The 12,934-nt window shown below is 62.4% G+C and carries 16 protein-coding genes; 9 read left to right on the forward strand and 7 right to left on the reverse strand.

Annotation, left to right across the window (positions count from 1 at the left end):
• The first annotated feature begins 27 nt into the window (after positions 1-27).
• Positions 28-1,011, forward strand: a complete 984-nt coding sequence (locus tag GJR98_RS11105) for a DUF5787 family protein (protein WP_151138431.1) — start codon at positions 28-30, stop codon at positions 1,009-1,011.
• A gap of 15 nt (positions 1,012-1,026) precedes the next feature.
• On the opposite strand, the gene GJR98_RS11110 is transcribed toward GJR98_RS11105, so the two are convergent.
• On the reverse strand, positions 1,027-1,527 hold the full coding sequence (locus GJR98_RS11110; RefSeq protein WP_151138433.1) for a DUF5797 family protein: 501 nt from the start codon (positions 1,525-1,527) through the stop codon (positions 1,027-1,029).
• Between the two features lie 101 nt (positions 1,528-1,628).
• Between GJR98_RS11110 and GJR98_RS11115 the strand changes: the two genes are divergently transcribed.
• Positions 1,629-2,402, forward strand: coding sequence for an enoyl-CoA hydratase/isomerase family protein (locus tag GJR98_RS11115; protein WP_151138435.1), 774 nt, complete (start codon positions 1,629-1,631; stop codon positions 2,400-2,402).
• A 14-nt stretch (positions 2,403-2,416) separates the two neighbouring features.
• Here the strand turns inward: GJR98_RS11115 and GJR98_RS11120 are convergent, their stop codons facing one another.
• Positions 2,417-3,757, reverse strand: coding sequence for a methyl-accepting chemotaxis protein (locus GJR98_RS11120; protein ID WP_151138437.1), 1,341 nt, complete (start codon positions 3,755-3,757; stop codon positions 2,417-2,419).
• A gap of 177 nt (positions 3,758-3,934) precedes the next feature.
• On the opposite strand from GJR98_RS11120, the gene GJR98_RS11125 reads away from it, so the two are divergent.
• The 3 genes from GJR98_RS11125 to GJR98_RS11135 all read left to right on the forward strand — a co-directional run bounded on the left by GJR98_RS11125 (position 3,935) and on the right by GJR98_RS11135 (position 5,218).
• Positions 3,935-4,192: a DUF5789 family protein gene (locus GJR98_RS11125; protein ID WP_151138439.1), complete on the forward strand. Its 258-nt coding sequence runs from the start codon at positions 3,935-3,937 to the stop codon at positions 4,190-4,192.
• A 90-nt stretch (positions 4,193-4,282) separates the two neighbouring features.
• Positions 4,283-4,603 carry a transcription factor S gene (locus GJR98_RS11130; RefSeq protein ID WP_151138441.1) on the forward strand — a complete coding sequence of 107 codons (321 nt, stop codon included), beginning with the start codon at positions 4,283-4,285 and terminating at the stop codon, positions 4,601-4,603.
• A 39-nt stretch (positions 4,604-4,642) separates the two neighbouring features.
• The gene (locus tag GJR98_RS11135; RefSeq protein WP_151138443.1) at positions 4,643-5,218 is read left to right on the forward strand and encodes a DUF6517 family protein; all 576 of its coding nucleotides are present in this window, start codon (positions 4,643-4,645) and stop codon (positions 5,216-5,218) included.
• Positions 5,219-5,251: 33 nt separating this feature from the next.
• On the opposite strand, the gene GJR98_RS11140 is transcribed toward GJR98_RS11135, so the two are convergent.
• The 3 genes from GJR98_RS11140 to GJR98_RS11150 all read right to left on the reverse strand — a co-directional run bounded on the left by GJR98_RS11140 (position 5,252) and on the right by GJR98_RS11150 (position 7,102).
• A complete protein-coding gene (locus GJR98_RS11140; RefSeq protein ID WP_151138445.1) occupies positions 5,252-5,977 on the reverse strand; it encodes a methyltransferase domain-containing protein in 726 nt (241 codons plus the stop codon).
• Positions 5,974-6,342, reverse strand: coding sequence for a nascent polypeptide-associated complex protein (locus tag GJR98_RS11145; protein ID WP_151138447.1), 369 nt, complete (start codon positions 6,340-6,342; stop codon positions 5,974-5,976). The genes GJR98_RS11140 and GJR98_RS11145 overlap by 4 nt, the downstream gene beginning before the upstream one ends.
• A gap of 91 nt (positions 6,343-6,433) precedes the next feature.
• Complete coding sequence (locus GJR98_RS11150) at positions 6,434-7,102, reverse strand: O-methyltransferase (RefSeq protein WP_151138449.1); 669 nt, start codon at positions 7,100-7,102, stop codon at positions 6,434-6,436.
• Between the two features lie 202 nt (positions 7,103-7,304).
• Between GJR98_RS11150 and GJR98_RS11155 the strand changes: the two genes are divergently transcribed.
• A complete protein-coding gene (locus GJR98_RS11155) occupies positions 7,305-8,981 on the forward strand; it encodes an acyl-CoA mutase large subunit family protein (protein WP_151138451.1) in 1,677 nt (558 codons plus the stop codon).
• 272 nt (positions 8,982-9,253) lie between these two features.
• Positions 9,254-9,538: a hypothetical protein gene (locus GJR98_RS11160; protein WP_225316394.1), complete on the forward strand. Its 285-nt coding sequence runs from the start codon at positions 9,254-9,256 to the stop codon at positions 9,536-9,538.
• Positions 9,539-9,655: 117 nt separating this feature from the next.
• Here GJR98_RS11160 and GJR98_RS11165 read toward each other — a convergent pair whose 3' ends face one another.
• Together GJR98_RS11165 and GJR98_RS11170 are read right to left on the reverse strand one after the other, a co-directional pair.
• On the reverse strand, positions 9,656-9,997 hold the full coding sequence (locus GJR98_RS11165; protein WP_151138453.1) for a hypothetical protein: 342 nt from the start codon (positions 9,995-9,997) through the stop codon (positions 9,656-9,658).
• Between the two features lie 13 nt (positions 9,998-10,010).
• Positions 10,011-10,349: a YbjQ family protein gene (locus GJR98_RS11170; RefSeq protein ID WP_151138454.1), complete on the reverse strand. Its 339-nt coding sequence runs from the start codon at positions 10,347-10,349 to the stop codon at positions 10,011-10,013.
• 54 nt (positions 10,350-10,403) lie between these two features.
• On the opposite strand from GJR98_RS11170, the gene mce reads away from it, so the two are divergent.
• Positions 10,404-10,787 (forward strand): methylmalonyl-CoA epimerase, encoded by a 384-nt coding sequence (mce, locus tag GJR98_RS11175; RefSeq protein WP_151138457.1) that lies wholly within the window; start codon positions 10,404-10,406, stop codon positions 10,785-10,787.
• Positions 10,788-10,874: 87 nt separating this feature from the next.
• A complete protein-coding gene (gene menE / locus GJR98_RS11180) occupies positions 10,875-12,848 on the forward strand; it encodes an o-succinylbenzoate--CoA ligase (RefSeq protein ID WP_151138459.1) in 1,974 nt (657 codons plus the stop codon).
• Positions 12,849-12,934 lie beyond the last annotated feature (86 nt).

A 12,934-nucleotide genomic window follows, 5' to 3' on the forward strand; every position in this document is an offset into this window, starting at 1 on the left:
TTCACTTCCCCACACTGAGTCCCTGTCGTGAGCGACACCGCCGACCGTGACCCAGAGTTCGCCTTCGAACTCCGCGTCTGTCGCTGGGCAGAGCGCGCGTGGCACCCCGACGGCCCGCGCCCCGCATTCGTCGCCCGACAGCTCGGCACCCGCAACCGTCGCTGGGACACCGTCGTCGTCGAAGTCGACCCCGAGGCGTTCGCCGCCCGCTACGCGCTCTCGACCGACGGGTTCGACTCGGACCTCTTGCGCGTCGTCCGACACGCCCCCGCCGACTGGCAGTGGTACCGCGACGCGATTCCAGAACCGGACTTTCCGTGGCGACACGTCGTCCCGGCGGTCCACCGCGCGGCAGGACTCGGACTGGTCGAAAAGCGCCGCGGGTCACGGAATCGCGTCGAGTACAAACAGGTCGCACCGTACCCAGACTGGGTTGAACGAATCGTCGCCATCGAGAACAAACCGAACCTCGATGCGAGCGCTGCCCGCGCGCTCGCCGACCAGTTGGAACACGACGTGTCGCGGGCGCTCGCGGACGAGGTGTGGGTCGCGACTGAAGCGACTGGAAGGCGCGTCGAACCCGCATTGCTGGAAGACCTTCCCGTCGAAGTCGGCATCCTCTCGGTCGGCGACGATTCGACCGAGGTGCTCTGGCACCCGAGCAAACTCACGCCGGACGCCGCCGACGCCCGCCGGCGACTCGTCCTCGCAGAACGTGCCTTCGACCGCGGGTGGCGGACGTACTTCGATACGATGCGCCCAGACTGCAGACACTTCGAACTGCGCCGGAGAGGAATGGCACTCGTCCCTCGGTGTGCAGCCAAGGACTGCTATCAAAGTCAGCGCGAGTGCGCACACTCGTGTTCCGAGTTCGAACCCGAACCGCCGTCGTGGCGAATGAAAGGATGGCCAATCGAGGGTGGTCCGGGGAAGGGATTGCGACAGATTCTCGAAGCACGTCGAGAGCGGGCCAGACAACGGATAATCGAGGAGAGAACACGCGACGACTGAGTGTTCAGAACGCGGTTAGACGACTTCGACGTCGACTTCGTCGCGGTCGACGGCGAGTTTGAACGTCGGCACGGTTCGGTAGACGACTTCGATGACGCCTTTGCGGCGGAGGCTCTGGAGCGCGCGGCGAACGTCGTCAACGTCGGGGTCGATATCGAACTCGGCACGAAGTTTGTTGAGGACGCTCACGACGCTCTCGGAGCGGTCGTCGGGGCCGGCGACGACTTCGAAGACGCGGGCTTCGAGGGCGGGCACGCGGATGACGCTCGGAACGGACTCTTCGTCACCGTCACTCTCGACACCCGGCTCGACGCCGACGAGTTCCGCGGCCTCGCCCGTCGCTCGGATGAGACTGTTGTCGTCGCGGTAGTAGTAGTCTTTGAGCTCGGATTCGAGATACTGGTGGACTTCGCTACCACTGTCGAGTTCCCACCGGTTCTGTAACTCCTTGTTCTTCGTCGGTTGGAGGCGAACGATGTCGGCGAGTCGTTCTTTCGCCTCGTCGGAGAGCGTCATACTCGGACGATTCGACGCAGGAAGTATAACGTTGTTCTGGAATCCCCAGCAGAGGGTAGCAATCGTTAATTATTATCCCTCCACCACTCGTCGCCTCTGACATGAGCTGGGAAACACTCCGACTCGAATGGGACGGCGACGTGGCGACCATCACCATCGACCGCCCGGACCGGATGAACGCCCTCAACACGGACACGCTGGACGCCCTCGAAGAGGCGCTCGACGAGGCCGAAGCGGAGGGGGCACGTGTGCTCGTCCTCACCGGCGCCGGTGACAAGTCGTTCATCGCGGGCGCGGACATCAGCTACATGAAGGAGATCGGGACGCCCGAGGCGCAGAAGTACGCCGAGCAAGGTCACCGAATCGCCTCGCGCCTCGAAGAGTTCCCAGCACCGACCATCGCCGCCATCAACGGCTACGCCTTCGGTGGTGGGATGGAGTTCGCACTCGCCTGTGACCTTCGCGTTGCGTCCGAGCGCGCCCTGCTCGGGCAGACCGAAATCGACCTCGGTATCATGCCGGGATGGGGTGGCAGCATCCGGCTCCCGGCACTCGTCGGTGACGAACTCGCGCGCCGTCTCATCTTCTTCGGCGAGCGAGTCGACGCGACTGACGCACACGAGTACGGCATCGTCGGTGAAGTCGTCGCCCACGACCAACTCGATTCGCACGTCGAGGAACTCGCCGCAGACCTCGCGGCGAAGCCACGGCACGCCCTCGCCGGCGCGAAAGCCGCAATCAACATGTCCCACGACGCTCCCCGCGACGCTGCCCTCGACTTCGAGGCACGTGTCTGGAGTGGCCTGTTCGGCACGCACGACCAGCGAGAAGGGATGGACGCCTTCGTCGAAAAGCGCGACCCTGAGTTCGAGTAACTCCGACGACCGTCTCAGGTATCTCCGAGGTCGGCCATCGCCGATTCGAGGTCACGAATCGACTCGGATATCTCGGCGACGACTTCGATTTGCGTGTGGTTCGCATCGACTGCTGCGGCCGTCTGTTCTTGCACGTCGGTCGCCTGTTTAAACGCGTTGTCGACCATGCTTGCGACCTCTTCGGTTCGGACTGCTTGGTCGTCTGTGGCGTCGGCGATGTCGTCCATTCCGCTCGCCGCCTCGCGAACCGTCGTCGCAATCTCGGCTTGGTTCTCGATGAGCGTGTCGATGCGGTGTGCACCGTCTCGGACGTCCTCGGTGAGTGATTCGATACCCGCGACAGTCTCGGTGGCGTCGTCCCGTGTCTCGCTGATAATCTCCTCGATGCGCTCGGACTCCTGTTGTACCTCGTTCGCGAGCGACTTCACTTCGTCAGCGACAACGGCGAAGCCAGCACCTGCGTCCCCTGCGCGTGCAGCCTCGATGTTTGCGTTCAGCGCGAGGATGTTCGTCTGGTCGGCGATGTCGTTGATGACTTCGATGATATCACCAATCTCTTCGATGTGTTCGGCGAGTTCGTGTGTTCGTTCGGCGACGTGTTCGCCACCGTCCGCGACGCGGTCCATCGCTTCAGCGGCGACTTCACCGTTCTTTCGGGACTCCTCGGCGAGTCGCTGTGCTTCCGTGCTCTGTTTGTTTATCTCGTCAGCACTGGCCGCAATCTCCTCGACTGTCGCCGACAGTGACCCGACTTCCCCTGACACCTCTTCCATCGCCTCTGCCTGTTCGTTCGCAATCTCTTGGGCGGCATTCACGCTGTCTGCAACTTCGTCTGCGGATGTCATCGCCCGCTCAGTCGCGTGAGAGACCTCTTCTGAGAGCTGTTCCTGCGCGGCGGCCATCTGCTGGTTCTTCTCGACGATGTCCGTCGTGATGGTGGTAAGTTCGAGCGCACCGACGACGGTGCCGTCGGGTGCGTGTAACGGCAGCCCCATCGACCGGTTCCAGAGGTGGCCATCGGCCGCTGGCACGCGGCGATAGTGGTCTTCGCGGATGACCTCGTCAGTTCGTGCAATCGTCTCCGCGAGAATCTCGTCTTTCCCTTCTGTTCCGAACGCGTCGATGCCGCGCTTACCGACGTCCGTCTCGTCGAGTCCGTACGCTTCGAACGTGCGCTCGTTGATGTGGGTGAGATACCCCTCGTCGTTGACGACGAACGTCGGTTCGGGGAGTTCTTCGACTACCTGTTCGAAGAGCCCCTTCCAGAAATCACGCTCCGTCTCCAGCCGTGCCGTCTCGCTCATCGAGTCGTCAGGCTCCCAGCCCAGACTCCCCCGAGTTTTGTGTGTCTGCATGCCTATCTCGTGCGATGAAAAAATGTGCAATAAATCCTTCACGCCGTCTATCACGAGCGATATTGGCTATTGAATTGAACAAATATTGGCACTGTTGGGCGGCTCCTGACAACCGAGTTGAATTGTGCTAACACGCATCCTACTACTGCTAAGTACTCTTATGTATAATGAATAATCATGCAGGATAGCATCAAACTGAGTCGAGTCGAACCCGCTCTCGACGACCTCTCGTACCCGACGACCCGACGAGACGCCGCCGCTGCATTCGACGGCGTGACACTCCTGCTCGCCGACGGAAGCACCGATTTGGGTGACGTCATCCGTGGCTGCTACACCGACGAATTCGCCGATTCGAAGGAACTGTACTACGAACTCACCATGGCGATGCCCATCGAAGCGGTCGGCGAACCGGGCCAGTCCGAGGGCGACGCCTGAGCGCGTCTACGCTCGACACCGGTTCCGAATCCCTTTTCACCGTAACGCAACCCGGAGGCTTAAGTTCCTCAAGCGGTAGGACGTAGTATCATGGAGTTCTGCGACGAATGCGGGTCCCTCATGACACCGCAGGACGGTGTCTGGGTCTGCTCGAACGGCCACGAGAAGGCACGTGACAGTGAAAAAGAGAAGACGATGGTCACCACCGAGGGCCAAGAGTCGAGCGAAGTCGTCGATATGTCCGACGTCGACGCCGGCGAGATCGGCCCGACGACGAAGGCCATCTGTCCGAGCTGTGGCCACGACGTGGCCCGCTACGAGATGAAGCAGATTCGCTCGGCCGACGAGTCCGAGACGCGCTTTTTCACCTGTGTCGAGTGCGACCACAAGTGGCGCGAAGACGACCACTGAGCGGTTCGCCTTTTTCCTCTCTCCGTCCGTAGTGGGTGCATGGCCGATGTGCCGCCCCCACCGACACTTCCTCCCCTCGAGGGATGGGTCCGCGTCGACGAATCGACTGACCGGCCGTTCGAACTCGGGTTTATCCACGTTCTCGCGCGGACCGTCATCTACGAAGACGCCTCGATTCGCGAACGCGTCCCTGCCACCGCGGACGGTCCGTGGCGATTCCTCTTTGCGACCCGTCTGGAAGTCCGACCGCGAACTCCGCCGTCGAAGGCGCTCACCCGACTCGTCGTGAACGGTGCTGCCTCGGGATTCAAAGACCAACTCACCGAGCGCGGCTTCTCAGCCATCCACGAAAACTGGCGTCGCTCGCTCGCAGTCCCCGACGGTGAAGCCGAAGTTATCCACTACGAGACGACGGTCACCTTCGCCGGTGTTCGACTCGCGGCAGACGCCTACCTCGCTGTCACTCCCCACGAGGGCGAGTATCTGCTACTGGGCGGCGCGTATCCCAAAGAAGTTCTCGACGGGGCGAGCGAGACTGCCGACGCACTCCACGACGCACTCGACCCGGAACGGTTCAGAGAAGAGTTGTTCCGCGTGATTCGACGGATGGAGTGAGGCGTTCCTCACCTCGCAGCGGTCCGCCGTCGGCTATTCGTTGCGAGCAAAGACGAGGTAGCCAGTGTGGCCGACGCCAGCGGTCGACGGGCGCGACCCACGCTCGCCGAAGTCCATGTGGCGCTGAATCGTCTCGAACGTCTCCACGTCCGAGAGGCCTGCTTCGCGCGCTGCTTCGACTGTCGCACGCGTCCCTTCGACGAAGGGTGAGTAGACGGCGACGTAGCCTCCCGTTACGAGGAGGTCCGGTGCCTCACGGACGACTTCCGGAGCGTTCTCCGTATCGAGGGTGAGCACGTCGAAATCGTGGTCGCGAAGGTCGTCGAGTTCGTCGGTGATGTCTCCCGTCCGAACGTCGACGAACTCTTCGACACCGGCGAGGCGCATGTTCTCGCGGGCGACGTCAGCGAAGTCGGCGTTGCGCTCGAACGTCGTCACGTCGACGCCGAGTCGGCCGAGATACGCCGAGAGGACGCCCGTTCCTGTCCCCGCGTCGAGGACGTGTTCACCTGCGGCGATGCCGGTGTGGCCGACGATGAGGCCGATATCGCGCGGCATCATCGGGGCACCGGTGCGCTCGAAGTGGTTGAACAGGTCCGGTCCGCGAGGTTCGCGGACGAGGAACGCTTCACCGATGTGGGTTTCGAGCGTCTCACCAGCTTCGACGTCCTCGGGGACGGTCAGCATCCCGAGGTCCGTGTGTAACTCGTCACCAGGCGCTCGGAGGTACTCCCGGTCGCCGTGAACGAGGAGTATCACTCCAGTCGTGCGATGGCCGCGGCGAGGTCGCCGTCTTCGGCCTCGAGCGCTTCGCGCGCTTCGTCTTCAGGGACGCCGGCACGCTGGGCGACGATGGCGACGTCGTCTGCCGGGATTGCATCGGCTGCCGCTTCGTCTGCGTCGTCGTCGCCTGCACCGAGTTCGCGCGTCTCGGGTTCGCCGACGATCTGGTAGGTTTCCTGGCCCTGCGCGTCCATGCGCGTGACCTGCGCGTCGGTGAAGACGAGCTCTTCGTCGGCCGTCTTGATGACGACTTCTTCGGCGTCGAGCTCGGTGACGTCGATACCCATCTGCTTCATCATCTGCTTCATCTTTCGCGGGTTCATCCCGCCGCCTCCAAACATACCCGAAGGGTCGGGGTCGGCTCTCAAAAGCGTGGCGAACGTCGCTGGCGACGTGTCTACAGACGCGACCCTCGTCGTTCCCTGAACTCGACTACTCGACTCGGGTGCTGACGGCGAGGCCGTTTCCAACGGGGAGGACGATGGTATCGTATCGAGCGTCGGCACGGACGGCGTCGAGGTAGGCCGCGATACCGCGCGTGTCGGCGTTGGTCCCATCGAGCGCTCTGGCTGTACCATCGCCCCACTCGACGAGTGCCCCGAAGTCGATGGGGCCGCGCATCACGTTGTCCGCGACGACCACACCACCGACTGCAACCCGGTCACGGACCGTCTCGAACGCTTCGGCGTACCGGTGCTTCTGGTGGTCGAACAGCACGAGGTCGAACTCGCCGTCGACCGTGTCGACCAACTCGACTGCGTCGCCTTCGAGGAACGTCGTCCGGTCGGCCAGTCCCGCCCGCCCGAGGAAGTCACGGGCCATGTCGAGTTCGTCGGGGTCGTGTTCGGTCAAGAACAACTCCGCGTCGTCGGCCATTCCTTTGGCGAACCACGTCGCAGAGTAGCCGAACCCCGAGCCAAACTCGAACAGTCGAGTCGCATCTGCGAGGTGGGCAAGAAAGCGCAGGACGCCGCCCGCCTCGGGACCGATGATTGGGAAGCCGTTCTCGGCCGCGTACGCTGCCATCTCGGACTGTATCTCGTCGTGGTCGGGCGCGGTTGCGGTGAGGAATCGCTTGGTCTCGTCGGGAAGGATATCCATACGAGTATCGCGTTCGCATCACCGATAAATCTCACACTCTGTTGACGTGAGTCCACGAAATAGGGCCTTCAGGTTCCTCATTCGGGTGTTCACCCCAAAATCCAGCACGAATCAGCACACGCTCCCGTATCGAATGTGGCAATCGTTACCGAACTCCGGTGACCCGCCTACGCTTAAGTTAGGCCGTCTCTCATCTTCGACCATGTTTGATCCCGACGAACTCGACCAGATTCGGGAGGCGAAAGCCCAGTGGGAGGACGAGACGCTCTCGCCGACACTCGAACGGTTCGGGGAACGAGCAGACGAGTTCACGACGGACACGGGTGGCAACGTCGTGGACCGACTGTACACGCCAGCAGACGTCGACCTCGATTACGAGGAAGACGTTGGATTCCCGGGTGAGAAGCCGTACACACGCGGCGTCTACCCGACGATGCACCGTGGCCGACTCTGGACCATGCGGCAGTACGCGGGGTTCGGCACGGCCGCCGAGACGAACGAGCGCTTCCGATATCTCATCGACAACGGGTCGTCTGGTCTCTCGCTCGCGTTCGACCTGCCGACCCAGATGGGGTACGACTCCGACGCCATGATGGCCGCCGGCGAAGTCGGGAAGTCGGGCGTCGCCATCGACAGTCTCCACGACATGGAGACGGTGTTCGACGGAATCGACCTCGGCGACGTCTCTACCTCGATGACCATCAACGCCCCTGCGTCGGTGCTCCTCGCGATGTACGTCGCACTCGGCGACAAACAGGGCGTTCCCCGCGAAGAACTCCGTGGGACCATCCAGAACGACATTCTGAAAGAGTACGTCGCGCGGAACCTCTACATCTACCCGCCGGAACCGTCGATGCGGCTCATCACCGATATCTTCGAGTTCTGTGCGGAGGAGACGCCGAAGTTCAACACCATCTCCATCTCCGGATACCACATCCGTGAGGCGGGGTCGACGGCAGCACAGGAAGTCGCGTTCACGCTCGGCGACGGAATCCAGTACGTGCAGGCCGCAGTCGATGCCGGCCTCGACGTAGACGACTTCGCCCCCCAACTCTCGTTCTTCTTCAACGCGCACAACAACATCCTCGAAGAGGTGGCGAAGTTCCGCGCCGCCCGACGGATGTGGGCGAAGATTATGGAAGAGCGCTTCGGGGCGGAGAACCCCAAGTCGATGCAACTGAAGTTCCACACGCAGACCGGTGGCTCCACGCTCACCGCCCAACAAGTCGAGAACAACGTCGTTCGCGTGGCGTATCAGGCGCTCGCGGCCGTCCTCGGTGGCACGCAATCGCTCCACACCAACGGGAAAGACGAAGCACTGTCGCTGCCGACGGAGCAATCCGTTCGGACGGCGCTTCGAACCCAGCAGATTCTCGCCCACGAGTCCGGTGCGGCCGACACCATCGACCCACTCGCTGGAAGTTACTACGTCGAAGCACTGACCGACGAAATCGAGGACGAGGCGTTCGATATCTTGGACGAGGTGGACGAACGCGGTGGGATGCTCGACGCTATCAAGAACCAGTGGGTTCAGCGTGAGATTCAGGACGTGGCCTACGAACGCCAGCGCGAAGTCGAAGAGCGCGAGCGCATCATCGTCGGCGTCAACGAGTATCAGGTCGACGAGGAGCCAACGGTCGAAGTACAGGAAGTCTCCGAAGAAGAAGAGCAAAAACAGGTCGAGTCACTCGAGGCAGTCAAAGACGAACGCGACAGCGAGGCCGTCGAGAACGCGCTCGAAGCCGTGCGCGCCGCCGCGAACTCCGACGAGAACCTCCTGCCACCCATCGTCGAGGCAGTCAAGACGTACGCTACTGTCGGCGAAATCTGTGGCGTCCTTCGCGAAGAGTTCGGCGAACACGACCCCGGAATGGCGTGAGCATAGCTCACACGCACCGCGACAACTAGTCACTCGTTTTATACTTTCACTCAGCTAATAAAATATAATATCGGCGCCCGAGTGGCCACTAACGAGGATTGACGATGCCTCTTATTGGATTCTGACCCCCCTGTTACACGCCCGGTCGTTCCCGCTGTTATCGCGGTTCCAACCACTATAGCGGCGCACAGCCGCTCGGCCGGCGCGTCGTGGGGCTTCTCATCACCCGAGAGCCCCCGGTATCGTATCCGATTGTCCCTACCAGAACACAGATGTCACGAAGACACTCCAGAACCTCTCGTACCGTCTCCGACTACCCTCCACGACACCATCGCCCCGCACCGTCGTTCACGGTGCAGGCCATCATGCTGGCACTCGCTGTCGGTGTGGTCGTCGTCGTTAGCTACCCCGTGCTGTCGCTCGTCGCGGCGACTGCGTTCGTCGGCCTCGTGGCCGTCGTTCGCGTCGTCGTCTCTCGCCTCGAACAGTCGACGATGAAAGTCGCCGTTCCCGGCCTGCCGGTCGAGGTGACGGTTGCGCGGACGACCCGCGACTAAGCCGGCACCCACGTTCGCTACAGCCGGTCTCTCCACCCGCTGTCGCTTGGCCCTCCATCCGTCCCACGCTTCGGCCCTCCCGCACTCAGTTTTTGACTGTCCAACCAACGATACGCTTCAGCCAGCGAGATTCACCCGGCCGAGCCGACGCCGAAGGTACTGAACGCCCGCCACGACGACCATCGCCTCCAGATACCCGAACACCACGAGTGCTGGGTAGAACACTGCGTTCTCCCGAATCCCGAACTCGTTGAACGCGAGCGTGTCGAAGAAGAGCGCCCCAGCTAGTGCGGGGAAATCGACGACCCACACCTCTTTCGGGAGGACGCCGACAAAGCCGGCGACCCACGCGAGGGCGAGAACGAGAAACGTGGCGAACGTCTCGGGGGCGACAGCTACTCGCAGGACGGCAGACGTAAACCGACCCGTCTCACTCGCAGGGTCACGGTTGTCGCCCACAGGCTATCCCCGCTTACGCGACATCGGCGTTCGACTGTTCGGCGAGTTTCACTGCGGTCCCGTAGGCGAGGATTTCTGCGGCACCTTGTGCGACTTCTGCGGTGACGTACCGGACGCTGACGACGGCGTCTGCACCCATCGACTCTGCGTCTTCTATCATTCGGTCCGTCGCTTCGTCACGCGAGTCGGCCAAGAGACCAGTGTACGACTTGAGTTCGCCGCCAACGACATTTCGAAGCCCCTGTGTGATGTCGCGGCCGACGTTACGCGCACGAACCGTGTTCCCGCGGACAGTTCCGAGAGATTCTGTAATCTCTCGACCCGCGACCGTCTCTGTTGTGGTTACTATCATGACATGACTAACGAATCGTCTGGCTTTATCCGTTGTGCCCAACGAAATGCAGGCATGCACTTCGACCACATCGGAATCGCCACACCGGACGCCGCGGGGTTGGCTGCGTTGTTCGAGGAGTTGTTCGACGCACCGGTGGCCCACGAGGAGACGTTCGACGGGATGACCGTCGTCTTCCTCGAACTCGAAGACGGGTACTTCGAACTGCTCGAACCCCACGAAGACGGCGCGATTGGGAAGTTCCTCGAAAAGAACGGCGCGGGCATCCACCACATCGCTCTCGAAACCGACGACATCGAGGGCGCACTCCAGACCGCCCGTGACGCAGGTGTGACTCTCATCGACGAGGAACCGCGCCCGGGAGCGTGGGGACACGACGTGGCGTTCCTTCACCCGAAATCGACTGGTGGCGTACTCGTGGAGTTCGTCTCCCATTAGTGTAGGCTGCCGCCCTCCACGGCAGGTTCACTCGTCGTCGGTCCTCGTCCCCGGACCGGCGGCCTCCCGGACACACGGAGTTATCCGATGACAGAACACACGACAGATGACGGCGACACGCCGACGACGACGGGCCTCTCCGGCCCGACACGCGATTGGCTCTCACACCGCGTCGCGACGACGCCGGACCAACGGGCGCTCATTCACGCACCGACCGGTGACTCGTGGACGTTCCGCGAACTCGACTCACTCGTCACGGAGACGGCGGGGCAACTCGCCGCACTCGGTGTCAAGGCTGGTGACCACCTCGGTGTCATCCTCGACCCGGGCATCGACTACGTCCGACTCATCTACGCGGCCGGTCGTCTCGGTGTGACGCTGGTTCCGATGAGTGAGCGGTTGACTCCGGACGAAGTCGCTCGAAACCTCGAACTCGCAGACGTGACGGTACTCGTCTGTGGCGAGTCGACAGAGTCGACTGCCGTCGAAGCGACGGTAGACGTCCCTGTCGTCTCCGTCGACGAGCCTCGCTGGGAAGGCGTCATCAACCTCTCGTCTATCGCCCCGAAGAGTATCGAACCAGCCCAGTGGGACCTCTCGCAGACGATGTTGCTCCTGTTCACGTCGGGGACGACAGGGACCCCGAAGGCGGTCCGAGTCACCATGGGGAACATTCTGGCGAACGCCATGGCGTCGTCGTTCAGACTCGGTCTCACACCGGGTGACCGCTGGTTAGTCACACTCTCGTTGCACCACATGGGTGGCATCGGACCGATTCTCCGAAGTCCGTTGTACGGGACGACCATCGTGCTCCGCGAAGGGTTCGACGCTGGCGGCGCGGCCGACGACATCGGAAAGTACGACGTGACGGGCGTCTCTGTCGTTCCGACGATGCTCAAACGGATGCTCGACAGCAGAGGGACGCTCTCGGATTCGCTCCGCGTCGTCCTCCTCGGTGGTGCACCTGCATCGGACGAACTCATCGAGCGCTGTCGGAACTACTCGGTTCCGGTCTACCCGACCTACGGGATGACCGAGACGGCCTCGCAAATCGCGACTGCGACCCCTCGTGAGGCGTTCTCGTCGCTTGGAACCGTCGGACGGCCACTCTACTTCGTCGACCTCGACATCGTCGACGAGAACGGTGACTCCATCGAACCCGGTTCCGCCGGGGAAATCGTCGTCTCCGGACTGACCGTCTCACCGGGATACTACGCGAACCCCGACGCGACGGCAGATGCGTTCACCGACGCTGGTCTTCGAACTGGCGACATCGGCTATCGTGACGAAGACGGCCTCCTGTACGTCCTCAACCGCAAGGACGACCGAATCATCACCGGCGGCGAGAACGTCGACCCCGGCGAAGTCGTCGACGTCCTTCGTCAGTACCCACCCATCGACGACGCGGTGGTACTCGGAATTCCTGACCAAGAGTGGGGAGAGCGCGTGAGCGCCCTCGTCGTCCTCAGCGACCCCGAGATGTCTCTCGACCGGTCCGCACTCGATGCGTTCTGCCGCGAGCGACTTGCCGGGTTCAAGATTCCCCGTCTCGTCGAACCGACTGACGAACTTCCGCGGACCGTCTCGGGGACCATCGACCGAGCAGCAGTCCGCGAACTGCTGACGGACGCCCGGCCAGTCACGGAAGCGGAACCGGAGTGGACTGGCGAAGGAAGCGACGGTGACGCAGAGTCTGAGAGCGACCTGCAGGTTGTCGACGACGCAGAGAGCGACGACGGTGTCGCTGAGGCGGAAGAAGAGACTGCAGACGAAGTCGCCGACGAGACACACGACGACGAGGGCTCCGTCGAGGCTGAGCGTGAAGCAGCCGAAACCGAGACTGAGGGAGGCGAAGAAGACCCAACCACCGGCGCGAACGCAGACGATACAACCACTGGCGCGAACACAGACGATACAACCACTGGCGCGAACGCAGACGACGCAACCGTCGAAAGCTTCGAGGAAGAAGACGAGCGCACTGCCGACGACACGGACGGACAGTCCACTGCGGAGAACGCCACGAACGACGGAGCAGCGTCACTCACTCACGACGAAGAGTGAACGCTCCAGCGCGTGCTGGAAAATCAATAGCCCGCGTCTTGCCGGTATCCGTCCAAACAATCATTAGGTTTTACCGCAACTGACAC

Origin of the sequence: Haloferax marinisediminis (assembly GCF_009674585.1) — an archaeon.
Classification (GTDB): Archaea; Halobacteriota; Halobacteria; order Halobacteriales; family Haloferacaceae; genus Haloferax; species Haloferax marinisediminis.

What these genes read in the sequence shown, in the direction of transcription:
- GJR98_RS11110 (WP_151138433.1), bottom strand. Translation starts at nt 1,527, where the DNA reads ATGACGCTCTCCGACGAGGCGAAAGAACGACTCGCCGACATCGTTCGC.
- GJR98_RS11115 (WP_151138435.1), top strand. Translation starts at nt 1,629, where the DNA reads ATGAGCTGGGAAACACTCCGACTCGAATGGGACGGCGACGTGGCGACC.
- GJR98_RS11120 (WP_151138437.1), bottom strand. Translation starts at nt 3,757, where the DNA reads ATGCAGACACACAAAACTCGGGGGAGTCTGGGCTGGGAGCCTGACGAC.
- GJR98_RS11125 (WP_151138439.1), top strand. Translation starts at nt 3,935, where the DNA reads ATGCAGGATAGCATCAAACTGAGTCGAGTCGAACCCGCTCTCGACGAC.
- GJR98_RS11130 (WP_151138441.1), top strand. Translation starts at nt 4,283, where the DNA reads ATGGAGTTCTGCGACGAATGCGGGTCCCTCATGACACCGCAGGACGGT.
- GJR98_RS11135 (WP_151138443.1), top strand. Translation starts at nt 4,643, where the DNA reads ATGGCCGATGTGCCGCCCCCACCGACACTTCCTCCCCTCGAGGGATGG.
- GJR98_RS11145 (WP_151138447.1), bottom strand. Translation starts at nt 6,342, where the DNA reads ATGTTTGGAGGCGGCGGGATGAACCCGCGAAAGATGAAGCAGATGATG.
- GJR98_RS11150 (WP_151138449.1), bottom strand. Translation starts at nt 7,102, where the DNA reads ATGGATATCCTTCCCGACGAGACCAAGCGATTCCTCACCGCAACCGCG.
- GJR98_RS11155 (WP_151138451.1), top strand. Translation starts at nt 7,305, where the DNA reads ATGTTTGATCCCGACGAACTCGACCAGATTCGGGAGGCGAAAGCCCAG.
- GJR98_RS11160 (WP_225316394.1), top strand. Translation starts at nt 9,254, where the DNA reads ATGTCACGAAGACACTCCAGAACCTCTCGTACCGTCTCCGACTACCCT.
- GJR98_RS11170 (WP_151138454.1), bottom strand. Translation starts at nt 10,349, where the DNA reads ATGATAGTAACCACAACAGAGACGGTCGCGGGTCGAGAGATTACAGAA.
- mce (WP_151138457.1), top strand. Translation starts at nt 10,404, where the DNA reads ATGCACTTCGACCACATCGGAATCGCCACACCGGACGCCGCGGGGTTG.
- menE (WP_151138459.1), top strand. Translation starts at nt 10,875, where the DNA reads ATGACAGAACACACGACAGATGACGGCGACACGCCGACGACGACGGGC.